The following is a 23,286-nucleotide window of genomic DNA, read 5'->3' on the forward strand; positions in this document are numbered from 1 at the left end:
CAAGGGTGAGGAGCCCTGTCGGCACCCCACAATCTTGTGGGCGACACCCCGTAACCGGTGGGCTTTACCACCCGGATGGTCGACACCCGGGCGGACGCTAGCGCAGCGCGACCACGCAGTGATGGGTGGCGCAGGCCGTGCCGGGGGTGATGCGCAGCCGCAGGGTGCCGCCGGTGGCCAGCACCTCGACCGTGGCGTCGTGGGCCGTCACGGCGCGCACCGGATGCGTCCAGAGGACGTCGAACGGCTCCCCGGTCCTGAGCGGCTCGGCGATCGCGAGGTGTGCGGTGTGCCGTCCGGTACGGCGCAGCAGCACGCTCGCCGGGGCGCCCGCGGTCAGCGGACCGGCCGTGCCCGGGGCCCAGAAGTTGGCCGCCGTGACGCCGAGTGACGGGATGGCGATGGCCTGCCGGGCACGGGAGTTGGCGAGCACGGTCAGCCAGCGGCGGTCGGCGGCACGCGCGGCGAGGGCGGCCGGGCCCGCGCCCGGCATCAGGAGGTAGGCGTAGCCCCCGCCGTCGGGGTCGGTGCCGTGGTCGTGCCAGAGGGTGAGGTAGCGGCGGGTGAGGAGGTCCGGGGAGCTGCCGGTGTTGATGTCCCGCCAGGAGCCGGTGCGGGCCTCGCGCCGGGTGTGCAGGGCGGCGCCGCCGGGGAAGACATAGCCGCCGTGCCCGGCGAGATGGGCCCAGCGCGCCCGGCGGAAGGTGCGGGTCCGCTCCGGTGCGGCGGGCTGGGGGACGCCGTCGACGGTGAGCGTGGGGGTGCCGTCGGCGCCGAGGTTGCGGTTGTCGACGACGGTGACGACGGGGGCGCCGTCGCGGGCGGTGATGTCCGCGCCGAGGCAGACGATCGCGTCGGCCACGCAGAACCAGGACTTCTTGGCGCGCAGGGTGGAGCCGAGTCCCCGTACGTCCTGGCCGATGGCGGCGTACTCGCCGTCGGTGGTGCCGCCGACCCAGCGCGCGGCGGGTTTGGGTTCGCCCCAGCCGCCGCCCTCGTTGTCGGCCAGGGGCCGGGCGGAGGCGGTGGTTCCGGGCAGCCGGTAGGGGTCGACCGTGGGCCAGAAGGCGTCCGTGTACTGACCCGCGGTGCCCTCACCCGCCCACCAGGAGAGCATTCCGGCGCCGGTGTGCCAGCCGCGCGGGTGCTCGCCGTTGCCGTTCTCGTAGTACGCGATCCGGTCCGAGGCCATGGCCAGGGCGGCGGTCCAGCCGGGGCGCCGGTGCACGGCCCGGTCCATGGCCGGGAAGAGCCGGTGGCCGATGGGCTCGGGCAGCGCCGGGCCCGGCCCCTTCGCCACGGCCGCCAGCCGGGCCAGGTCCGCGACGCCGAACTGCGGGTCGGTCAGCACGGGGTTGCTGGTGTCGCGTGCGATCCAGCCCCTGACCATGCCGTTCCAGCGCTCCCGCGTGGCGTCGTCCGCGCCCGTGCCGAGCAGGGCGATGGCGGCGAGGAACAGATGGCCGCGCTGATGGTCGCTCTGCATGATCCCTCGTGGATCGTTGACCTGGACGCCGCGGCTGACGGCCCGGCCGGAGACAACGTCCATCATCAGCCCGTCGTGCAGCAGCGGGGCGTACGCGTGCTCCACGCTGTCCAGGATGATCCGCCGGTTGGGGTCGGTGACCTCCCACTCCGACCCGGCGAGCAGGGCGAAGAGCCTCCCGAGGCCGTCGAGCAGGACATAGCCGTAGGTGCCGGAGTAGGCGACCCAGGTGTGCTGGATGAACGATCCGTCGGCGTAGAGACCGTCGCCCTTCGTCACGTACGGGAAGACGGGCGAGAGCGCGTCCCGGGCGAGCGCGACCTTGGCGGGCGCCGCGCCGAGGATGCCGCGCAGGGCCACCACGCGGCACAGGTCGACGCGGTTGGCGCCGGTGCTGGTGCCGGTGTAGTCGCCGAGCATGGTGTCGGGGACGAAGTGGTCGACGGCGGCGAGGCAGCGCGCCCGCCGCTCCTCGCCGAGCCGGTCGTACAGGATCGCCAGGGTGTCCAGGAGCAGCCGGGGGCTGCCGATCTGCCACTCCCACCAGTTGCCGTAGCGGGTGGTGGCGGGGCTGTAGACGGTGGCGTCGAGGTGGTCGATGCCGCGTGCGATGTCCTCGGCGAGGCCGGGGTCGCCGGTGAGGCCGGTGCCGGGCTGGGCGTACGCGTGGGCCATGGTGTTCAGCCGCTGGTAGCTCTGGGTGATCCCGGCGGGCGGGTCGAAGGGCTGGTCGGGCCAGAGCGACGCGGCGGCGGGCGCCATGCTCGTACGGAACCCGGTGGCCAGCCGCCCGGTCTCGGCGAGGCGGGCGGCGTACGGCTCGGCGGCGGGGTCGAAGCCGGTGCCGAGCGTGAGGTCGGTCCAGCGGCGGCGCAGGGCGTCGAAGTCCGGCCCGGCCGCGTGGGCGGGCGGGCCGGCGAGGGCGGGGGATAACGCTCCGGTGGCGGCCGCGGCCAGGAAGCCTCGCCGGGACCAGGGTCTGAGCGGGCGCGGTGGCATGCGACCTCCAGCGGGGGCGGACGGGCGGTGGGGATGATGCCCGGGTTCTCCGTCTTCCATACGCCACGGATGTTGAGGTTTGCACCGAAGAGGTCTACTCTCCCCCTTGTTCAAGATTGAACAAATAATACGCCCGAAGGAGGAGCCATGGCGGATCTCACCGCACTGACCGGGGACTACACCGTTGATCCAGCGCACAGCAGCATCGGCTTCACGGTGCGGCATGCCATGGTCACCAATGTCCGCGGGTCCTTCCCCGAACACGAGGGGACCCTTCACCTGGACGGCGCCGACCCGTCCCGCTCGACCGCCTCCCTCGACGTCACGATCGCGAGCGTCGACACCGGCAAGGCGGACCGCGACGCCCATCTGCGCAGCGCCGACTTCTTCGACGCCGAGACCCATCCGCGGATGACCTTCCGCAGCACCGCCGCGGAGCAGGTCGACGAGGAGAACTACCGGATCACCGGCGACCTGACCATCAAGGGCGTCACCCGTCCGATCACCATCGACCTCGAGTTCAACGGCTCGGCCACCGACGCGTTCGGCAACGAGCGCGTCGGGTTCGAGGGCCGTGCCGAGCTGCTGCGCTCCGACTGGGGCCTGACCTGGAACGCCGCACTGGAGACCGGCGGGGTGATGGTCAGCGACAAGGCCAAGCTGACCTTCGACATCTCCGCGATCAAGAACACCGCACAGGGCTGAATCCGCCTTTCAGGGCTCGGTTCGTCCCGCATACTCCGCGGCCCCGGCAGGGCTACACCCCCAAAGGCTTCTGCCGGGACCGCGGATCCTCGCGTATCGGCGGCTACTCCTGCGGTTCCACTCCGGCCCGCAGCAGCCCGTAGGCGTACGCGTCGTCCAGCGCCTGCCAGGAGGCGTCGATCACGTTCTCGGCGACGCCGACCGTGGACCACTCCCCCTGTCCGTCCGCGGTGGAGACGAGCACCCGGGTCGTGGACTCCGTGCCGTGCTTGCCCTCCAGGATGCGGACCTTGTAGTCGACCAGCTCCATCTTGGCGAGCTGCGGGTAGATCCGCTCCAGCCCCACGCGCAGCGCCTTGTCCAGCGCGTTGACCGGACCGTTGCCTTCCGCCGTGGCGACGATGCGCTCGCCCTTGGCCCACAGCTTCACCGTCGCCTCGTTGGCGTGGGTGCCGTCCGGGCGGGTCTCGACGATCGCGCGCCAGGACTCGACCCGGAAGTAGCGGCGGACCCGGCCCTCGGCCTCCGCGCGCAGCAGCAGCTCGAACGAGGCGTCGGCGGCCTCGTACGTGTAGCCCGCCAGCTCGCGCTCCTTGACCCGCTCGACCACCCGCTGCACCAGCGCGCGGTCGCCGCCGAGGTCGATGCCCAGCTCCTTGCCCTTCAGCTCGATCGAGGCGCGGCCCGCCATGTCGGAGACCAGCATCCGCATCGTGTTGCCGACCCGCTCGGGGTCGATGTGCTGGTACAGATCCGGGTCGACCTTGATCGCGGAGGCGTGCAGCCCGGCCTTGTGGGCGAAGGCGGAGACCCCCACATAGGGCTGGTGGGTCGACGGCGTCAGGTTGACGACCTCGGCGATCGCGTGCGAGATCCGGGTCATCTCCTCCATCGCGCCCTTCGGCAGCACCCGGCGGCCGTACTTCAGCTCCAGCGCGGCGACGACCGGGAAGAGGTTGGCGTTGCCGACCCGCTCGCCGTAGCCGTTGGCGGTGCACTGGACGTGGGTGGCGCCCGCGTCGACCGCGGCCAGGGTGTTGGCGACGGCGCAGCCGGTGTCGTCCTGGGTGTGGATGCCCAGGCGGGCGCCGGTGTCGGCGAGGACGGTACGGACCACGGCGTCGATCTGGCCGGGCAGCATGCCGCCGTTGGTGTCGCAGAGGATCACCACGTCGGCGCCCGCCTGGTGCGCGGTGGCGACGACCCGCTTGGCGTACTCGGCGTTGGCGCGGTAGCCGTCGAAGAAGTGCTCGCAGTCGAGGAACACCCGGCGGCCCTGGGACCGCAGGTAGGCGACGGTGTCGCCGACCATCGCCAGGTTCTCCTCCAACGTGGTGCGCAGGGCCAGCTCCACATGGCGGTCATGGGACTTGGCCACCAGGGTGATCACCGGGGCGCCCGAGTCCAGCAGCGCCTTGACCTGCGGGTCATCCGAAGCGCTGACGCCCGCCTTGCGGGTGGCGCCGAACGCGACGAGCTGGGCGTGCTTGAAGTCGATCTCCGCCTGGGCACGGGCGAAGAACTCCGTGTCCCGCGGGTTGGCGCCCGGCCAGCCCCCCTCGATGAAGCCCACGCCGAAGTCGTCCAGGTGACGGGCGATGGTGAGCTTGTCGGCGACCGTCAGGTTGATGCCCTCGCGCTGCGCGCCGTCGCGCAGCGTGGTGTCGAAGACGTGGAAGCTGTCGTCGGGCCGATCCTTCATGGTGGTCTGGCTCCTGTCGGATGGATCTGGGGCTACCGGAATATCCGGTTCCGCGCCCTCCATGGTCCCGCACGCTCCGCATCCGGTGGGATGGTCCGGAAAACGAAAAGACCCCTCGCGGGTGCGAGAGGTCTGCGCGCGGGTCTGGGGCACGGTGGTCGCGTCGTACGGGGTCGTACGGGGCGATCACTGCGGACCGGCGCGCCTGCTGCCAATAATCGTGGCGAACGAGAGCACGGAGGCAGTCAAGCACATTCCGCCTCCGTGCTCCGATCCGTCTCAGGATGCGGGCTTTCCCACCCTCAAGAGGCTCAGCCCACGCGGTGCAGCCAGCCGTGGGGGTCGGGAGCGGCGCCGGTCTGGATGTCCAGCAGCGCCTTGCGCAGCTTCGTGGTGACCTCGCCGGGCTGCCCGTCGCCCACCGTCCAGCTCGCGCGGGCGGACTTCACCGAGCCGACCGGGGTGATCACGGCAGCGGTGCCGCAGGCGAAGACCTCGGTCAGGCTGCCGTCCTCGTTCCCCGCGCGCCAGTCGTCGACCGAGATCCGGCCCTCGGCGACCTCGTAGCCGAGGTCCTCGGCGATCCGCAGCAGCGAGGCGCGGGTGATGCCGGGGAGCAGCGAACCGGACAGCTCGGGGGTGACGATGCGGTTCCCGTACACGAAGTACAGGTTCATGCCGCCCATTTCCTCGATCCAGCGGCGCTCGATGGCGTCCAGCCAGACCACCTGGTCGCAGCCCTGCTCGGCGGCCTGCGCCTGGGCCACCAGCGAGGCGGCGTAGTTGCCGCCCGCCTTGGCGGTGCCGGTGCCGCCGGGGGCCGCCCGCACGTACTCCTCGGACAGCCAGACGGAGACCGGGTGCACGCCGCGCGGGAAGTAGGCGCCCGCCGGGGAGGCGATCACGACGAACAGGTACTCATTAGCGGGCCGGACGCCCAGCCCCACCTCGCTCGCGATCATGAACGGCCGCAGGTACAGGGACTCCTCACCGCTGCCCGGCACCCATGCCCGGTCCTGGGTGACCAGGGCGTCGCAGGCCGCGAGGAACAGGTCGACCGGCAGCTCGGGCATCGCCATGCGGCGGGCGGAAGCCTGGAACCGCTCGGCGTTCTGCTCGGGACGGAAAGTGGCCACGGTCCCGTCGGGCTGGCGGTACGCCTTGAGCCCTTCGAAGATCGTCTGCGCGTAGTGCAGCGTCATGTTCGCCGGGTCGAGCGACAGCGGGGCATAGGGCACGAGCTGGGCCTCGTGCCAGCCGCGGCCCTCCGTCCACTTGATCGTCACCATGTGGTCGGTAAAGTGGCGGCCGAATCCGGGGCTGGCCAGGATCTCCTCCCGCTCCGCGTCGGAGAGCGGGTGCGAGGAGGGCTTGAGCTCGATCGAGGGCGTCGTCATTCGTGGTAGTCCTTCACTTCCGTTGTGGCGGACCGCGCTCACACCATCCTTGTCCGTGATCGGTACTAGGACGTCCGAGCTTCCCGCTGCACACGGCGGCCCCACGAGCGATTATCGCTGACGTGGGGCCGGAGCTTAAGGATGCGTGCGAAGTGCGCGGCCCGAGGTCGATGGTCGCACCCAGCCGCGCACTGGCACAGGCTGGGGTCAGCCGGATACTCGGGCGGCGAGCGCGTCGCCGATCTCGTCGGTGGTGCGCGCCGCGTCCCGCTCGGCGAGGTCCTCGGCGACGGCGGCCTCGATGCGGGCCGCCTCGTCCGCGTAGCCGAGGTGCTGGAGGAGCAGGGCCACCGACAGGATGGTCGCGGTCGGGTCGGCCTTGCCGGTGCCCGCGATGTCCGGCGCGGAGCCGTGGACCGGCTCGAACATCGACGGGAAGGCGCCGGAGGGGTTGATGTTGCCGCTCGCGGCGAGCCCGATGCCACCGGTGACGGCGGCGGCGAGGTCGGTGAGGATGTCACCGAAGAGGTTGTCGGTCACGATCACGTCGAACCGCTCGGGCTGGGTGACGAAGAAGATCGTCGCGGCGTCGACGTGCAGGTAGTCCGTGGTGACGTCCGGGTACTCGGCGCCGACCTTGTCGAAGATGTTCTTCCACAGGTGACCGGCGTGCACCAGGACGTTGTTCTTGTGCACGAGCGTCAGCTTCTTGCGCGGGCGGCTGTTGGCGCGCTCGTACGCGTCCCGGACGACGCGCTCGACGCCGTACGCGGTGTTCAGGCTGACCTCGGTGGCGACCTCGGCCGGGGTACCGGTCCGCAGCGAGCCGCCGTTGCCCACGTACGGGCCCTCGGTGCCCTCCCGGACGACGACGAAGTCGATGTCGGGGCGGCCGGCCAGCGGGGTCGCGGTGTTCGGGAAGAGCTTCGACGGACGCAGGTTGACGTAGTGGTCGAAGGCGAAGCGCAGCTTGAGCAGCAGCCCGCGCTCCAGCACCCCGGACGGGACCGACGGGTCGCCGATCGCGCCCAGCAGGATCGCGTCGTGGTCCTTCAGCGACTCCAGCTCGGCGTCCGTAAGGGTTTCGCCGGTGGCGTGCCAGCGCCGGGCGCCGAGGTCGTAATTCTTGGTCTCCAGCTTCACGTCCTGGGGAAGGGCGGCGCCGAGGACCTTGAGGCCCTGGGCCACGACTTCCTGGCCGATACCGTCACCGGGGATCACTGCGAGGCGAATGCTGCGAGACATACCCGGACCCTACTCCTCGTCCCACCCCATGACATCGGTCGTCCGCCATACGGACAGATCGTCCATCGGTCAGGCCGCGTTCACCCGGAGTACGGCGTGACGTCTCCCGCGCGGGGGAGATTCCGGATCATGCATACACCACGGTTCGGCATTCCGGAGCCGCTAGCGAGCCGGATGACCATGGCGGAGCAGCACGAATACCTGCGCGACGCCCTCCCCCGCCGACGGGTGCTGCGCGGGGGCGCCGCGACGGCCGGGGCGGCCGCGGTGGCGCTGGGCGGCGCGGGCTGCGCCCCCGCCGCCACGTCCGATCCGGCGCCCGCCGGGGCCCCCCGCACCAGGACGCCGGAGGTGAACGGCGCCCTGGTGGCCCCCTTCGGCCGCCACCTCGCTCTCAGCGCCGACCCGACGACGCAGATGCGGGTCTCCTGGCAGGTGCCGTTCGCGGTGAAGCGGCCGTATCTGCGGATCGGCCCGCGGCCGACGGATCTGACCCGGAAGGTCGAGGCCGAGGTCCGCCATCTGCACACGCCCTCGCTCGGCGACAAGCTGCCCGCGGTCGACCAGTACTACCTGCACGCCGCTGTGGAGGGCTTGAGCCCCGGCGTCACGTACTACTACGGCGTCGGCCATGAGGGCTACGACCCCGCCGACCCGCGTCACTTCTCCTCGCTGGGCACGTTCCGCACCGCCCCCGAGCGGCCGGAGAAGTTCGTCTTCACCGCCTTCGGCGACCAGGGGGTGAGCTATGACGCGCTCGCCAACGACCAGTTGATCCTGGGTCAGGATCCGTCGTTCCATCTGCACGCCGGGGACATCTGCTACGCGGACACCACCGGCCACGGCAAGAAGTCCGACCTGTACGACGCCCGGGTCTGGGACTCCTTCCTCGCCCAGACCGACTCGGTCGCGGCGAGCGTGCCGTGGATGGTGACGACCGGGAACCACGACATGGAGGCGTGGTACTCCCCCGACGGCTACGGCGGGCAGCTGGCCCGCTGGTCGCTGCCGGACAACGGGCCCGACCCCCGCAAGGCGCCCGGCGTCTACTCCTTCACCTACGGCAACGTGGGCGTCGTCGCGCTGGACGCCAATGACGTCAGCTACGAAATCCCCGCCAACAAGGGCTACACGGGCGGCGATCAGACCCGCTGGCTGGACCGCCGCCTGGGAGAGCTGCGCAAGCGGTCCGGCATCGACTTCCTGGTGGTCTTCTTCCACCACTGCGCGTTCTCCACGACCAGCTCGCACGCCTCGGACGGCGGGGTGCGCGACGGCTGGGTGCCGATCTTCGAGAAGCACCGCGTGGATCTGGTCGTCAACGGCCACAACCACGTCTACGAGCGCACCGACGCCATCCGCGGCGGCAAGGTGGCCAAGAAGGTGCCGATCGGCGAGAGCGTGAACCCCGTGCGGGACGGGATCGTGTACGTCACGGCGGGCGGCGCCGGGGCGGACCTGTACGAGTTCCCGGTGCCCGACAGCTACGAGGGGCACGTCAAGGATCTCGACGAGGTGGAGAGCTACCACTGGACGAAGGACGGCGAGAAGAACAAGGACACCGTGGAGTGGTCACGCGTCCGCTACACCGGCTTCTCGTTCCTCGCGGTGGAGGTCGAGCCGGGGCCGGCCCCGCGCATGAGGGTCACGGCGCTGGCGGAGTCCGGTGAGCGGGTGGACCGCTTCGACATCGCCCCGCCCCGGGGGAAATGACAGGCGGCCCGGAAGGCCGCCCCGCGGCTCAGTGACCGGTGGAGCCGCCGTTGTCGCGGCGGTCGAGCGCGCGCTGGAGCGCGGCGGCGGCGTTCCGCCGGTCGGTGTCGTCGTTCTTGCGGCGGACCCTGCGGATGGTCTGCTCGGCCATGGTTCACGTCTCCTCTGCTGAACCCCGGCGCGCGGCCGGGTGGAATCCCCGAGAAGGTGGCTGCCGTAAGGGGGCGGGGGCCTGGGTGCGGCAGGGATCACCTGCGCGGTTGCACCGGGCCGCTTCCGCCGTCGCTCGATGGAGCGGAACGTTCGGCTTCCACAAAAGTAAGGGAGCAGAGCGTCAGTGTCTGCACAATTAGTCGGACGTCCTACTATCTGAGACGAGACATGGCCGAGGCCGACCCCCGTCCGACCTCGACCATGGCTGGTTATCCACGTAAACTGCGGTAAATAACGCTGACTTGAATGCAAGACGCTAGCATTCGCGCACCTCGGGCGTCCACAGGTTTATGCCGTTTCACCCCCTCTCCACGCACTCCGCCCCCGACCGGCCGGCAGCCAGGTCGAGGGCGGGACTCAGGGGGCGCGGGTGCGCCGGGCGGGTCAGCCCATGTGCGGGTAGCGGTAGTCCGTCGGCGGGACCATCGTCTCCTTGATGGAGCGGGTGGAGGTCCAGCGCATCAGGTTCTGCTTCGCGCCCGCCTTGTCGTTGGTGCCGGACGCGCGGCCGCCGCCGAAGGGCTGCTGGCCGACCACGGCACCGGTGGGCTTGTCGTTGATGTAGAAGTTGCCGGCCGCGAAGCGCAGCGCCTCGCAGGTCGCGGCGGCCGCGGCGCGGTCCTGGGCGATGACGCCGCCGGTCAGGCCGTACGCCGACGCCGACTCCATCTGCTCCAGCATCGCGTCGTACTCGGCGTCCTCGTACACGAACACACCGATGATCGGGCCGAAGTACTCGTCCTTGAAGATCTCGTTCTCCGGGTCGGTGGAGACGAGAACGGTCGGGCGGACGAAGTAGCCCTCGCTGTCGTCGTACGTGCCGCCCGCGACGACCTCGATGGTCGGGTCGGACTTCGCCCGGTCGATCGCCGCCTTGTTCTTGGCGAAGGACCGGTCATCGATGACCGCGCCCATGAAGTTGCCGAGGTCGGTGACGGGCCCCATGGCGAGCCCGTTGACCTCGGCGGCCAGCTCCTCCTTGAGGCCGTTGTCCCACAGGGAGCGCGGGACGTAGGCGCGCGAGGCGGCCGAACACTTCTGGCCCTGGAACTCGAAGGCGCCGCGGGTGATCGCCGTCTTCAGCACCGCCGGGTCGGCGGACGGGTGGGCGACGATGAAGTCCTTGCCGCCGGTCTCGCCGACCAGCCGCGGGTACGTCTTGTAGTTCTCGATGTTGTTGCCGACCGTCTTCCACAGGTACTGGAAGGTCTTGGTCGAGCCGGTGAAGTGGATGCCCGCGAGGTCCGGGTGGGTCAGCGCCACCTCGGAGACGTCCTTGCCGTCGCCCGTGACCAGGTTGATCACGCCCTTGGGCAGCCCGGCCTCCTCCAGCAGCTGCATCAGCAGCACGGCGGCGTGGGTCTGGGTCGGGGAGGGCTTCCAGACGACCGTGTTGCCCATCAGCGCGGGGGCGGTGGGGAGGTTGCCCGCGATCGCCGTGAAGTTGAAGGGCGTGATCGCGTAGACGAAGCCCTCCAGCGGCCGGTGGTCCGTGCGGTTCCAGACGCCCGGGGCGTTGGCGACCGGCTGCTCCGACAGGATCTGGCGGGCGAAGTGGACGTTGAAGCGCCAGAAGTCGATCAGCTCACAGGGAGTGTCGATCTCGGCCTGCTGCGCGGTTTTCGACTGGCCCAGCATGGTGGAGGCGGCCAGGGTCTCGCGCCACGGACCGGACAGCAGGTCCGCGGCCTTGAGGATGACCGCCGCGCGGTCGTCGAAGCTCAGCGCGCGCCACGCGGGGGCGGCGGCCAGCGCCGCGTCGACCGCGTCCTGGGCGTCCTGCTTGGTGGCGTTCCCGTAGGTGCCGAGGCGGGCCGCGTGGTTGTGCGGCTGTACGACGTCGAAGCGCTCCCCGCCGCCCAGGCGCTTCTCGCCGCCGATGGTCATCGGCAGGTCGATCGGGTTGTCGGCCAGCTCCTTGAGCTTGGCCTCCAGACGGGTGCGCTCGGCGCTGCCGGGGGCGTAGGTGTGCACCGGCTCGTTCACCGGCACGGGGACCTGGGTCACGGCGTCCATCATTTCCTCCTTCGCCTGAGTGGCGAGTTTGCTACGCTGTGTGAGTGCTGTGAAGCACCGGGCAGGGCTTGTCCGTCATGAGGTTGTGCAGTTCGCCAAGTGAGAAGCTCCCGGTTTCGGTCGGGGGAGGAGTCACGATGGCCGTTGTCTCCTAGAAGGTCATCAGGCCACAGGGCCGAGCGCTGTCCAGTTGGTCGACGGTGTCGTTCAGCTGGCCAGCACTTAGCCGCGGCCGACGAGCGAGCGCAGGAAGAACGCGAGGTTCGCGGGGCGCTCGGCGAGCCGCCGCATGAAGTACCCATACCAGTCTGTTCCATACGGGACGTAAACCCGTATACGGTGACCTTCCGCGACCAGCCGCTCCTGCTCGGCCGGACGGATCCCGTACAGCATCTGGAACTCGTACTCGTCCTTCTTGCGGCCCAGGCGGTGCGCCAGGTCCTGGGCGATGGCGACCATGCGCGGATCGTGCGAGCCGATCATGGGGTAGCCCTCGCCGGACATCAGGATCTTCAGACAGCGTACGAAGGCCCGGTCCACCTCGCGCTTGTCCTGGTACGCGACCGAGGCCGGCTCGTTGTACGCGCCCTTCACCAGCCGTACACGCGAGCCTTCCCCGGCGAGCGCGCGGCAGTCGTCCTCGGTCCGGAAGAGGTACGACTGGACGACCGCGCCGGTCTGCGGGAACCGGGTGCGCAGCTCGCCGAGGATCGCCAGGGTGGAGTCCACGGTGGTGTGGTCCTCCATGTCCAGGGTGACCGTCGTCCCCGCCTCCGCGGCGGCCTCGACGACCGGGGTCACATTGGCGAGCGCGAGGTCATGGCCGCCGGGCAGCGCCTGGCCGAAGGCGGAGAGTTTCACGGACATCTCCGCGCGGGCCCCGAGCCCCTCCCCGGCGAGCGCCTCGGTCAGCGCCAGATAGGCGTCCCGGCTGCGCAGCGCCTCGGACGGGTCGGTAACGTCCTCCCCCAGGTGGTCCAGGGTGACCTCCAGGCCGCGCGAGGTCAGCCCCCGCACCGACGCCATGGATTCGGCCAGCCGCTCGCCGGCGACGAACCGATCCACCATGGGGCGCGTGACCGGAGCGCCGGACACGATCCGACGGATGGCAGCGCTGCGCGAAGCGGCGAGCAGCACGGGTCCCAGCACAGGGCACCTCCACGATGACGGCCGGTGAACGGCTCCAACAACTCACCGTGAAACTTAAGGATCGCGCGGAATCGGGGCCATCGACAGCTGTCACGCATCCGTGTCCGGGATCTCAGACACCTGTATGAGAGGCTGAGGCCACCGTCTGGGAAGGAGGCCGGGGCGTCATGCGCGAGGACTATCAGCAGCTGGTGGACGAGATCACCGCGACGCTCGGCGCGCCCGCGACCCTGGAGAACCGCGACTTCGCGCTGATCGCCTTCGGGGCGCAGGACAGCGACGACGCGGAGGAACCGGCGCTGGACCCGGTCCGTACCCGCTCCATCCTCCAGCGCCGCTCCACGGCGGCGGTGCGGGCCTGGTTCGAGGCGTTCGGGATCGCCCGGGCGCAGGCCCCGCTGCGGATCCCGCCGGACCCGGGAGCCGGGGTCTTCATGGGCCGCATCTGCCTGCCCGTGCGGCACCGCGGCGTCGTCCACGGCTATGTCTGGCTGCTGGACGACGGCCACCTCTCCGACCTGGAGCTCGGCGGCCCCGCCACGCCCCCCGACCCGCGGCTGGTCCGGGCGATGGAGACCACGGCCCGGATCGGAGCCCTGCTGGCGGCCGAGGCGCGGGCCGGGGAGGAGCTGGGCGAGCTGCTGCGCGAACTGCTCACCGGGCCGCCCCGCCACCCGTGACGCGGCCTGTTCGGGCCTGCACACCGCGCTGCGCGGTGCGGCCGACGGGCCGCTGGCGCTGGTGGCGGTCCTGCCGTGGATTCCGGACACGGGCGAGGACGAGGACCACCCGGGCCTCCCGCATCTGCCGGGCATCGCCGCGGCCTGCGTGATCCCCGACGAGACGGCGCTGGCCGCCCTCGTCCGGCTGCGCGCCCCCACCTCCTTGGCCCCCGCCCGGGCCACCGCCGAACAGCTCCTCCGCTCGCCCCGTACGGCGGCCGCCGACAGCACGCCGCCCGCCCACCCTCTCCACGCGCCCGGCGCCGCGGGGCCGGTCCGGGCCGCCGGGCCGCACGGCGGCGACCTGCCGTGCGGCGGCGGCCGGGAGAGCTCCGCCGGGGTCAGCGAGGCGCGGCGCGGGCTGGACGAGCTGCCCGCCGCCTGGCGCGAGGCGCTGGCCGCCGCCCGGGCCGCGCGGGCGGACGCCCGGCTCGACCCGATCGCGGAGTGGACGGCCATCGGCCCGTACCGGCTGCTGGCCACGCTCCCCCCGGCCGCCCCCGACGCCTCCGTACGCCCCCTGCTGGAGCGCACCCACACGGAACTGGCCCGCACCGCCGAGACGTTCCTCGACTGCGCGGGCCAGGCGAGCCGCACCGCCCAGATCCTCGGAATCCACCGGCAGACGCTCTACTACCGCCTCTCCCGGGTACGCCAGCTCACCGGCCTGGACCTCGACGCGGGCGACGACCGGCTGCTCCTCCACATGGCTCTCAAGGCGGCCCGGCTCCGGTAGGGGGCCGTGGCGTTCAGCCGCAGAACTCCGCGTCGACGGCCGCCTGTTCGAGGGCGTCATCGCCCCAGTCCCCGTTCTGGTGGAGCGTCAGGACATGCTCACCGTCGGCAGTGGCCACGGTCCGGGCGATGGAGCCGAGGATTTCGCCCGAGTGCCCCCAGACCGTCACACCGCACGGCCTGAGCTTCTGCGACCTGATGCCCAGTCCGTACGACCTGTCGTCCCCCAGGTCGCGGCCGGTGAACATCTCCTTCTGCTGGGCAGGGGGCAGCAGTTCGCCGCGCACGAGGGCGCGGAAGAAGACGTTCAGATCGCGGGCGGTCGAGATGATCTCGCCCGCGGCTCCGGAGACGGACGGGTTGAACTCGGTGACGTCGTAGGACCGGGCGTCCGGCCCGTCGACGAACAGCGTGGAGTAGTGCCGCGGGTGCGGGCCGGGCAGCCGCGGCGAGGTGCCGGGAAGCGTGGTCCCGCGCAGGCCGAGCGGCTTGATGATGCGGCGCTCCACTTCCGTGGCGTAGGCGTGGCCCGTGGCCTTCTCGATGACCATTCCGGCCAGGATGTAGTTGGTGTTGGAGTAGTCCCAGCCCCCGCCCGGGGCGAAGACCGGCTCGTGCGTGAGGGCGGTCCGCACCAGCTTCTCGGGCGTGGCGCCGTCGTACCGGTGGGTGAAGAACGCCGTGCCGGTGTACTTGGCGCGGAGCGCGGCGTCGTCGAGGAAGTCGTAGAGCCCGCTGGTGTGCTGGAGCAGTTGGCGCAGGGTGATGCGGCGCCCGTCGTTGTCGTTGCCGCGCACCACGCCCGGCAGCCACTTCTCCACCGTGTCATCGATCGACAGGCCGTAGGCGGGGTCGGCGGCGAGCTGGAGCAGGACGGTCGCGACGAAGGGCTTGGTCAGGCTGCCAGTGCGGAACCGGTCCTCCGGCAGCCGCGGGCGGCCGGTGCGACGGTCCCCCACGCCGGACGCGCCGTACCAGGTCTTGTCCGCACGGTCGGCCCGGGCCAGGACGCCGGGGGTGCCCGCACGGGTGATCGCGTCGAGGGCGTCCTGGGTGGCGGAGTGAGGGGAACGGGGGGAGGCAGCACGCGGTGCCGCGGCGGCCGGGACGACCGCCGTCGCGGCGATCACACCCGCCAGGGCGAGAACGGTCAGAGCGCGGGTCCGGCGGACGCGGCGGGATAAGCCGTACGGGGCCATGCGGGTCCTCCGTCGTCAGGTGGATTCCTGCGTACGGAAGGACTCCGGACCGTGGCTCGGGGTTGACGCCGCCCGCTCAGCCGGACGGAACCGGCGGCCCGCCGCCGAGGACGCGGCGCATCCCCTCGATCAGATCCCGGGCGTCGGGAGTGAGCCCCGGGTTCAGGGCCTGCTGGACGACCACCCCGCTCACCAGGGTCATATAGAACGAGCCCAGCACCCGGGTCTTCTCCTCGTCGACCTCGCGCTCGTCGATGCCGTGGAAGAGCCCCACCAGCACCCGGCGCGCCTCCGGCTGGGCGCGGTCGAACGCCTCCCGCAGCGCCGGGTCGTGCTCGGCCCGCATGACGGCCTCCAACTGGGCCCGCCACATCGCCTGGTGCTTGCCGAACAGTTCGAGGGCCCGGGACCAGTTCGATTGGAAACGCTCCGTCAACTCGCCGCCGATCGACGCGCCTTGGCCCAGGGACGCCTGGACCTCATCCGCTGTCCCGCGCGGTCGTGCGTGACCAGCCCTTTTCCAGCAGGCAGCGCTTCGCCCCGGCGAGCAGGTCCTCTCGATGTCCCATGGCGTCAGCCCATCCCGGCCCCATACAAGCGTCTAAGACACCCGTATGACGGGACGCCGGAGACGGCAACCTTCCCGCGCGCGGCGGCAACCAGGAGGTAGCCCCGGTCCCCGTCCCCCATCACCCGTTCCCCGGGTCCGCGAGAGGACTGATGCACCGTGCGCCTCATCAGAGCGTTAGCGGCCGCCGCGCTCGCCACCACCCTCCTGGCCGGTGCGGGCCACGCGCCCCGCGCCGCCGCGGGCGAACTCCCCTCCGCCACCGCCTTCTTCAACCACCCCGACTCGCTCGTCAACAAGTGGGTCGCCGCCAACCCGAACGACTCCCGCCGCGCCCGCATCGCCTCGCGGATCGCTTCCCAGCCCCAGGCCGTCTGGTTCTCGCGGTACACCCCCGGCACCGTCACCGAGGACGTCCGTAAGATCACTTCGGCCGCCTCCGCCAAGGGCCAGGTGCCCGTGCTCGTCGCGTACCAGCTCCCCAACCGCGACTGCGGCGGCGCCTCCGCCGGCGGGGCCCCCGATCTGGCGAGCTACGACGCCTGGGTGCGCGGCTTCGCCGCCGGGCTGGGCAGCGGGCCCTCGGTCGTCATCCTCGAACCGGACTCGATCGCGCTCATCAGCTGTCTGTCGCCCGCCGAACTCAGCGGCCGCTACGCCTCGCTCGCCCGCGCCTCGGCCGCCATCCACGCCGCCGCGCCCCAGGCCCGGGTGTACTTCGACGCCGGTCACTCCTCCTGGAACAGCCCCGCCGTCCAGGCGTCCCGGCTGCGCTCGGCGGGCGTGCTGAGCAGCGGCGACGGCATCTACAGCAATGTCTCCAACTACCGCCGCACCGCCGATGAGGTGGCCTTCGCCAAGGCCGTGCTCGCCCAGCTCGGCAGCTCCTCGGGCCTCACCGCGGTCATCGACACCAGCCGCAACGGCAACGGCCCCGCGCCCGACAACGCCTGGTGCGACCCGCGCGGCCGCAAGGTCGGCGAGAACCCCACGGCCACCACCGGCGACGCGGCCATCGACGCCTACCTGTGGGTCAAACCGCCGGGCGAACTGGACGGCTGCGCGGGGGCGGCGGGCGCGTTCTCGCCGGACTACGCGTACGAGATGGCGGGCTGACGGGATGCGCCGACGCGCGTACGCCGCGGCGGCCGCGCTCCTGTGCGCCCTGCTGGGCCCACAGGGCGAGGCCGCCGCGGCGCCTTCTGCCGTATCGGGCTGGGCCACGGCGGGCCCCGGCACCACCGGAGGCGCGGGTGCCGCCCCCGGCAGCGTCCATGTGGTGCGCACCCGCGCCGAGCTGAAGGCCGCCCTCGCCAACCACGGCGATCCGGCCGCCCCCAAGGTCATCCGCGTCACCGGGCACCTGAACGGCAACGAGACCGACGACGGCCGCCTCCTGGGCGCCCAGGACTACGCCCCCGGCTGGGACCTGCGGCGCTACATGGACTGCTTCGGCCCCGACGGTACGTCCTGGAGCGACGACCGCTACGAATGGTGTAAGCGGATGCGTACGCTCCGCGTCACCGGCTCGAACGCCCAGAAGCAGCAGATCCAGCTCACCGTGCCCAGCAACACCACGCTCCTGGGCACGGGCCGTGACGCGGCCCTGCTCGGCGTCTATCTGACCGTCAACACCGGCCGGAACATCGTCATCCGCAACCTCCGCTTCGAAGCCCCCACCGACCACTTCCCCAGCTGGGACCCGGGCGACGGCGCGACCGGCGCCTGGAACGCGCGCTTCGACGCCCTCTCCGTCGTCACCGGCCGCAACATCTGGATCGAACCACTGCGCCTTCTCCGACGGCCGCTACCCCACCAGCCGGGCCGCCGTCGGATTCCACGGCAAGCGCGTCGAACACCATGACGGGCTGCTGGACATGGAGGACGGCACGGACTTCGTCACCGTCTCCTACAGCCGCTTCAGCGACCACGAGAAGACCCTGCTGATCGGCTCCGGCGACGGCAAGGGCGACCGCGACCGCGGCCATCTGCGGATCACCTTCCACCACAACCTGTTTTCCGACACCGCCCAGCGCAGCCCCCGCGTCCGGTTCGGGCAGGTGCACACGTACAACAACTACTTCCGCGGCTCCACCGATGACCCCGACTACCCGATGCTCGGTCAGGCCCTCGGCGGCAGTTCCTATTCCCTGGGCGCCGGGCTCGAATCGAAGATCGTCTCCGAATACGACGTCTTCACCCACACCGGCCCGGGCGCCTCCCCCGACATCACGGTGACCACCTTCCACGGCCACCAGTTCTCGGCCACCGGCGCCTCGTACAACGGCCGCCGCGTCGACCTGAACCGCATCGCCCGAGCGAAGTTCGAGACCGAGGCGGCCAAGGCCCGAGCGGAGGCCGAATCCACGGGCACCCCACCACCGGGGTGGGCCCTGCGCACCTTCACCACCGATACCGGCTGGACCCCCGCCGACGTCTACCGCTACCGCCCGCAGCACGCGCCGCGAGCGGTCATCCGAACGGTGCTGCGCGAGGCGGGGCCTACAACTGGTCGATCTCAGTGAGGTCGATGTCGACGGTGAACGGGACCGAGAGCTTGAGTCGGTCGTGGTAGATCCCAGAGGCACCGTATGCGCCGGTTGCCGGGTCCAGCTCGTAAACGTAGACAACCGGGCGACGCCCCTCGCCCTTCTCGACCCGCCAAAAATGCCGGATTCCGGCCTTGGCATACAGCTGCGGCTTGCGCTCACGATCGCGGTCTTCCGACTCCGGTGACACCACCTCCACCGCGAGCACGACATCGGCGGCCTGATAGCCCGTCTCATCCGCCTCGGCCGTCACTGCCTCCGCACGCAAGATCATGATATCCGGCTCGGGGCGGTTGCGCTTGTTGAGAGCGACGGACATCTCGCGGCACACGCGCAGCGACTTGGGCGCCAGCGCGCGCAAGCTGCTGACCAGCAAGTCCACCGCCAGTGAATGAAAATACTTCTGCGGACTCACGAAGACGAGGCTCCCGTCGATCAGCTCAGTGTGCGGCGGGAGATCCGGAATGCGGTCAAGGTCGTCTGCGGTGAATCCGCCCGGGGGCGGAAAGGCCCAGGCCGGAAGCGGTTCAGCAGTCATGGCTACTCCCATGGACGAGATTCTTGCCGCGCAGCCCAGCCTAGCGGGCCGGAATGCCGGAGCCACCCCTCACACGAGTGATGGGCGGCTCTGGCGTTGACGACCCACGTCAGCCCAGGTGTACGGCGGCGGACGGGGCAGCGTCGGCGGCCTTGTCGCGGGGTGGGCGGGGGGTGTTCATCAGGACGCCCACCACCACCGCTGCCGCCGTGAGGATCACCGACGACCAGACGAACGCGTGGGAGAAGCCCTCGACCAGGCCCTCCTTGACGGTCTCCGGGGTCATGCGACGGGCGTGCTCGCGCAGGTAGTCGGAGGTCGCGCTGGTGGCGATGGTGTTGAGCATCGCCGTGCCGATCGAACCGCCGATCTGCTGGGCCGTGTTCACCGTGGCGGAGGCGATGCCCGCGTCCTGCGGCCGCACGCCGTGGGTCGCGTAGTTCATCGAGGGGGCCATCACCAGGCCCATGCCGAAGCCGACGAGGAGTTCGGAGGGCAGCACACCCGCCGCGTACGAGCTGGTGACGTCCAGCGGGACCAGCAGCGCCACTCCGGTGGCCGCGATCAGCAGACCGGGCACCACCAGCGCCCGTGGCGGCACCTTGGGGATGAGGCGGGCGGCGACGCCGCCCGCGGCGGCCAGCACCGCCGCGGTCATCGGCAGGAAGGCCACGCCGGTGACCAGCGCCGAGTACCCCTTGACGATCTGCATGTAGTAGGTGAGGAAGAGGAACATCGCGAACATGCCGACCACCGACATGCCGACCGCCAGATACGCGCTGCCCCGGGTGCGGTCCGCGACCACCCGGATCGGCAGCAGCGGATGGGCGGCGCGCCGCTCCACCAGGGCGAAGGCGGCAAGGAGCACCACGCCCAGGATGAGCAGCCCGGTCACCAGCCGCGAGCCCCAGCCCTCGGACTCGGCCTCGCTGCATCCGTAGACCAGCGACACCAGACCGGCGACAGCCAGCAGCACTCCGGGGATGTCGAAGCGGGCCCGCTCCGGCGCGGCCCGGTCGGCGGGCAGGACGGACCAGCTGAAGGCCGCGAGGACGGCGATCGGCACGTTGACGTACAGGCACCAGCGCCAGTCCAGGTACTCGGTCAGCAGCCCGCCGACGACCAGACCGATCGCGCCGCCGCCCGCCGCGATCGCGCCGAAGATGCCGAACGCCTTGGCGCGCTCGCGCGGCTCGGTGAAGTTCACGGCCAGCAGTGACAGCGCCGACGGCGCGAGCAGCGCGGCGAAGGCGCCCTGGAGCGCGCGGGCGCCGAGCAGCATCCCGAGCCCCTGGGCGGCGCCGCCGAGCGCGGAGGCCGCGGCGAAGCCGATCAGCCCGACCAGGAAGGCGCGCTTGCGGCCGGTGTAGTCGGCGATCCGGCCGCCGAACAGCAGCAGGCTGCCGAAGGCCAGGGTGTACGCGGTGATGACCCACTGCCGGTCACCGGCGGAGATGCCCAGATCGCGCTGGGCGGAGGGCAGGGCGATGTTCACGATGGTGATGTCGAGAACGATCATCAGCTGGGCCAGACCGATGAAAAGCAGGGCGAGCCAGCGCCGGGGGTTGGCCTCGGACGATGGAGCAGTGGGCGGTATGGCTGAGGGCTCGGACATGACGGTGCCTTTCTGGTCGTGCGGTGCGGGCGTCAATCGGTGATCAGTCGACGGCGGCACGGGCGTCGTCGATCACGCGCTCCCGGATGTGGATGAAGGCGGCGGCGTCCACGGCCGGACCGCCGAGGGCGGTGGTGGGCCGCGGGGAGCCGCTGGGGCGCAGCCCGTCCACGTACAGATCGAGCTGGCGGTGGGCGAGGGCGTCGTCGTCCGGGATGCGGCCCCCGCCGGGCAGCGGCCGCGTCAGCCGGATGATCATCAGGACGATGTCGCCGAAGACGACATCGGGGCGGATCGCACCGGCGGCGCGGCCGCGGGCGAGGAGGCGGTCGACGGTCTCGACGGGGTCGGTGGCATCGCCGCGCATCCGGCCGAAGAGTTCGTCGGCGGTGAAGTGGCCCAGCAGCGCCGGTACCACCGAGCCGATCTTGAGGTCGAGGGCGGCGTGCATGAAGCGCCGCAGGGCGTCGGCCGGATCGCCCTCGGCGTCGACGGCGTGCCGCGCGGCCGCGTCCACCGCGGTGAAGACCTCGGCGGCCACACCGCGGAAGAGGTCGGGGCGGGTGGGAAACCGCCGGTAGAGGGTGGCGATGCCGACGCCGGCGCGCCGGGCGATCTCGTCGAGCGGGGCGTCAGGACCCTGGTCGGCGAAGACCTCGCGGGCGGCGCGCAGGATCTGCTCGCGGTTGCGGCGGGCGTCGGCGCGCATGCGGGGAGCGTCATCGGACACGGTGGATCTCCAGCGGAGGGCATACACAGAGCTATGTGGAGAATTTTTCTCCACATACCTGAGAGCGTAGCGCCGCTCGCCACCTTATTCAACACATGATGAAAAAGAACTCGGCAGAGAACCGAAAAGGGCCCGGCCCCCGCGGGAAGCGGAGGCCGGGCCCTGTGAGAAACGCGCAGGCGCTACGCGGCTCAGACCAGGTTGACCGAACGGGCCGACGTGGCGCCGATCTCCTCGGCGATCTCGGTGAGCACGCTCTGCGGAATCGTGTCGTCAACGGTCAGCGCGACCAGCGCCGCACCGCCCACCGCGGCACGCGAGACCTGCATGCCCGCGATGTTGATACCCGCCTCGCCCAGGATGCGGCCGAGCGTGCCGACGACACCCGGACGGTCCGTGTAGCGGAGGAAGGCCATGTGGTCGGCGAGCGCCAGGTCGACGTCGTACTCCCCGACCGCGACGATCTTCTGGAGGTTCTTGGGACCGGCCAGCGTGCCGGAGATCGAGACCTCCTCACCGTCGGACAGGGTGCCGCGCACCGTCACCACGTTGCGGTGCTCGGTCGACTCCGAGCTGGTGGTCAGCCGCACCTCGACGCCGCGCTCCTGCGCGAACAGCGGGGCGTTCACATAGCTCACGGTCTCGTCGACGATGTCCTCGAAGACGCCCTTGAGCGCGGACAGCTCCAGCACCTTGACGTCGTGCTGGGTGATCTCGCCGTAGACCTCGACGTCGAGCCGGACGGCGACCTCGCCCGCGAGCGCGGTGAAGATCCGCCCCAGCTTCTCGGCCAGCGGCAGCCCGGGGCGTACGTCCTCGGCGATCACACCGCCCTGCACGTTGACCGCGTCCGGGACCAGCTCGCCCGCGAGGGCCAGCCGCACCGAGCGCGCGACCGCGATGCCCGCCTTCTCCTGGGCCTCGCCGGTGGAGGCGCCCAGGTGCGGGGTGGCCACCACGTTGTCGAACTCGAACAGCGGGGAGTCGGTGCACGGCTCCTTGGAGAACACGTCCAGACCGGCACCGGCCACCCGGCCCTCCTTGAGGGCCGCGGCGAGCGCCACCTCGTCCACGATCCCGCCGCGGGCGGCATTGACGATGCGGACGTCCGGCTTGACCCGGCGCAGCGCCTCGTCGCCGATCAGGCCGACCGTCTCGGGGGTCTTGGGCAGGTGGACGGTGATGAAGTCCGAGACCTCGAGCAGCTCGTCGAGGGTGAGCAGCTTCACACCCATCTGCGCGGCGCGCGCGGGCTGCACATACGGGTCGTACGCGACGACCTTCATCCCGAAGGCGGACATGCGCTGGGCGACCAGGACGCCGATGCGGCCGAGGCCGACGACGCCGAGGGTCTTCTCGCTCAGCTCCACACCGGTGTACTTGCTGCGCTTCCACTCGCCGTTCTTCAGGGCGGCGTTCGCCTGCGGGATGTTGCGGGCGGTGGCGACCAGCAGGCCGCAGGCCAGCTCGGCGGCGGTGACGATGTTGGACGTCGGCGCGTTGACGACCATGACGCCCGCCTTGGTGGCGGCGGAGACGTCCACATTGTCCAGGCCGACGCCCGCGCGGGCGACCACCTTCAGCTTCTTCGCCGCGGCGATGGCTTCCGCGTCGACCTTGGTCGCGCTGCGGACGAGGATCGCGTCCACGTCGGCAAGGGCGGGAAGCAGTTCGTCTCGGTCCGCGCCGTTGCAGCTCCGGATCTCGAAATCCGGGCCCAGGGCGTCGACCGTGGCGGGCGACAGCTCTTCGGCGATGAGTACGACAGGTTTACCGGGGGAAGCAGTGCTCACGTGGTCTTCAGTCCTCACTAGTCCTCAGCGGACGGCCGTCCCGACGGCCGCAGGCGGTGAAGGGTTCCAGCCGCGTGGAAGACGCACGACGCTGTGAGCCTGACGCGTTTGTTGCAGGAAAGTGTAGTAGCGCTCGGGCCTGTGTAATGCGCCAATGCGGCAGGATCACCCGCACGTGGTGGTGCGCGGCGGACAAAGCCGAACCGGGTGTG

General features: G+C 71.1%; 17 protein-coding genes and 2 pseudogenes. 6 read left to right on the forward strand and 13 right to left on the reverse strand.

The genetic code is table 11. The features are described from left to right. Window positions 1-97: 97 nt before the first annotated feature. The gene (locus tag SSOG_RS13610; RefSeq protein WP_009714800.1) at window positions 98-2,485 is read right to left on the reverse strand and encodes a polysaccharide lyase 8 family protein; all 2,388 of its coding nucleotides are present in this window, start codon (window positions 2,483-2,485) and stop codon (window positions 98-100) included. Between the two features lie 147 nt (window positions 2,486-2,632). Here SSOG_RS13610 and SSOG_RS13615 point away from each other — a divergent pair, with 147 nt between their 5' ends. After that, on the forward strand, window positions 2,633-3,190 hold the full coding sequence (locus SSOG_RS13615; protein ID WP_009714801.1) for a YceI family protein: 558 nt from the start codon (window positions 2,633-2,635) through the stop codon (window positions 3,188-3,190). Window positions 3,191-3,293: 103 nt separating this feature from the next. Here the strand turns inward: SSOG_RS13615 and cimA are convergent, their stop codons facing one another. The 3 genes from cimA to SSOG_RS13630 all read right to left on the reverse strand — a co-directional run bounded on the left by cimA (window position 3,294) and on the right by SSOG_RS13630 (window position 7,534). Continuing rightward, complete coding sequence (gene cimA / locus SSOG_RS13620) at window positions 3,294-4,892, reverse strand: citramalate synthase (protein ID WP_009714802.1); 1,599 nt, start codon at window positions 4,890-4,892, stop codon at window positions 3,294-3,296. A gap of 311 nt (window positions 4,893-5,203) precedes the next feature. Beyond that, the gene (locus tag SSOG_RS13625; protein ID WP_009714803.1) at window positions 5,204-6,289 is read right to left on the reverse strand and encodes a branched-chain amino acid aminotransferase; all 1,086 of its coding nucleotides are present in this window, start codon (window positions 6,287-6,289) and stop codon (window positions 5,204-5,206) included. A 207-nt stretch (window positions 6,290-6,496) separates the two neighbouring features. Further along, window positions 6,497-7,534, reverse strand: a complete 1,038-nt coding sequence (locus tag SSOG_RS13630; protein WP_009714804.1) for a 3-isopropylmalate dehydrogenase — start codon at window positions 7,532-7,534, stop codon at window positions 6,497-6,499. Window positions 7,535-7,663: 129 nt separating this feature from the next. On the opposite strand from SSOG_RS13630, the gene SSOG_RS13635 reads away from it, so the two are divergent. Next, window positions 7,664-9,247 (forward strand): purple acid phosphatase family protein, encoded by a 1,584-nt coding sequence (locus tag SSOG_RS13635; RefSeq protein ID WP_009714805.1) that lies wholly within the window; start codon window positions 7,664-7,666, stop codon window positions 9,245-9,247. A gap of 28 nt (window positions 9,248-9,275) precedes the next feature. Here the strand turns inward: SSOG_RS13635 and SSOG_RS57450 are convergent, their stop codons facing one another. The 3 genes from SSOG_RS57450 to SSOG_RS13645 form a co-directional block, all read right to left on the reverse strand. Beyond that, entirely contained in the window at window positions 9,276-9,398 is a 123-nt protein-coding gene (locus SSOG_RS57450) for a hypothetical protein (RefSeq protein ID WP_086015790.1), read from the reverse strand. A gap of 446 nt (window positions 9,399-9,844) precedes the next feature. Further along, a complete protein-coding gene (gene pruA / locus SSOG_RS13640; protein ID WP_009714806.1) occupies window positions 9,845-11,476 on the reverse strand; it encodes an L-glutamate gamma-semialdehyde dehydrogenase in 1,632 nt (543 codons plus the stop codon). A gap of 222 nt (window positions 11,477-11,698) precedes the next feature. After that, window positions 11,699-12,625 carry a proline dehydrogenase family protein gene (locus SSOG_RS13645; RefSeq protein ID WP_009714807.1) on the reverse strand — a complete coding sequence of 309 codons (927 nt, stop codon included), beginning with the start codon at window positions 12,623-12,625 and terminating at the stop codon, window positions 11,699-11,701. A gap of 167 nt (window positions 12,626-12,792) precedes the next feature. Here SSOG_RS13645 and SSOG_RS13650 point away from each other — a divergent pair. Further along, window positions 12,793-14,083: pseudogene (locus tag SSOG_RS13650) on the forward strand (PucR family transcriptional regulator). A gap of 13 nt (window positions 14,084-14,096) precedes the next feature. On the opposite strand, the gene SSOG_RS13655 reads toward SSOG_RS13650, so the two are convergent. Together SSOG_RS13655 and SSOG_RS13660 are read right to left on the reverse strand one after the other, a co-directional pair. Beyond that, entirely contained in the window at window positions 14,097-15,281 is a 1,185-nt protein-coding gene (locus tag SSOG_RS13655) for a serine hydrolase domain-containing protein (protein WP_009714809.1), read from the reverse strand. A gap of 76 nt (window positions 15,282-15,357) precedes the next feature. Next, complete coding sequence (locus SSOG_RS13660) at window positions 15,358-15,717, reverse strand: TetR family transcriptional regulator C-terminal domain-containing protein (protein WP_050799852.1); 360 nt, start codon at window positions 15,715-15,717, stop codon at window positions 15,358-15,360. 291 nt (window positions 15,718-16,008) lie between these two features. Between SSOG_RS13660 and SSOG_RS13665 the strand changes: the two genes are divergently transcribed. The 3 genes and pseudogenes from SSOG_RS13665 to SSOG_RS13670 all read left to right on the forward strand — a co-directional run. Further along, window positions 16,009-16,965, forward strand: coding sequence for a glycoside hydrolase family 6 protein (locus SSOG_RS13665; RefSeq protein ID WP_009714811.1), 957 nt, complete (start codon window positions 16,009-16,011; stop codon window positions 16,963-16,965). Window positions 16,966-17,353: 388 nt separating this feature from the next. Next, window positions 17,354-17,713 carry a pectate lyase family protein gene (locus tag SSOG_RS58865; RefSeq protein ID WP_281048194.1) on the forward strand — a complete coding sequence of 120 codons (360 nt, stop codon included), beginning with the start codon at window positions 17,354-17,356 and terminating at the stop codon, window positions 17,711-17,713. Further along, a pseudogene (locus SSOG_RS13670) lies at window positions 17,694-18,374 on the forward strand (pectate lyase family protein); the annotation flags it as partial. The gene SSOG_RS58865 and the pseudogene SSOG_RS13670, both read left to right, overlap by 20 nt. Here the strand turns inward: SSOG_RS13670 and SSOG_RS13675 are convergent. The 4 genes from SSOG_RS13675 to serA all read right to left on the reverse strand — a co-directional run bounded on the left by SSOG_RS13675 (window position 18,352) and on the right by serA (window position 23,074). Continuing rightward, window positions 18,352-18,936, reverse strand: coding sequence for a Uma2 family endonuclease (locus tag SSOG_RS13675; RefSeq protein WP_009714813.1), 585 nt, complete (start codon window positions 18,934-18,936; stop codon window positions 18,352-18,354). The pseudogene SSOG_RS13670 and the gene SSOG_RS13675 sit on opposite strands and share 23 nt — an antisense overlap. A 109-nt stretch (window positions 18,937-19,045) precedes the next feature. Then, window positions 19,046-20,551 (reverse strand): MFS transporter, encoded by a 1,506-nt coding sequence (locus tag SSOG_RS13680; protein ID WP_050800308.1) that lies wholly within the window; start codon window positions 20,549-20,551, stop codon window positions 19,046-19,048. Between the two features lie 43 nt (window positions 20,552-20,594). Then, window positions 20,595-21,281, reverse strand: coding sequence for a TetR/AcrR family transcriptional regulator (locus SSOG_RS13685; RefSeq protein WP_039937495.1), 687 nt, complete (start codon window positions 21,279-21,281; stop codon window positions 20,595-20,597). Between the two features lie 191 nt (window positions 21,282-21,472). Beyond that, window positions 21,473-23,074, reverse strand: coding sequence for a phosphoglycerate dehydrogenase (serA, locus tag SSOG_RS13690; RefSeq protein ID WP_009714816.1), 1,602 nt, complete (start codon window positions 23,072-23,074; stop codon window positions 21,473-21,475). Between the last annotated feature and the right edge of the window lie 212 nt (window positions 23,075-23,286).

This window comes from Streptomyces himastatinicus ATCC 53653, from assembly GCF_000158915.1.
GTDB lineage: Bacteria > Actinomycetota > Actinomycetes > Streptomycetales > Streptomycetaceae > Streptomyces > Streptomyces himastatinicus.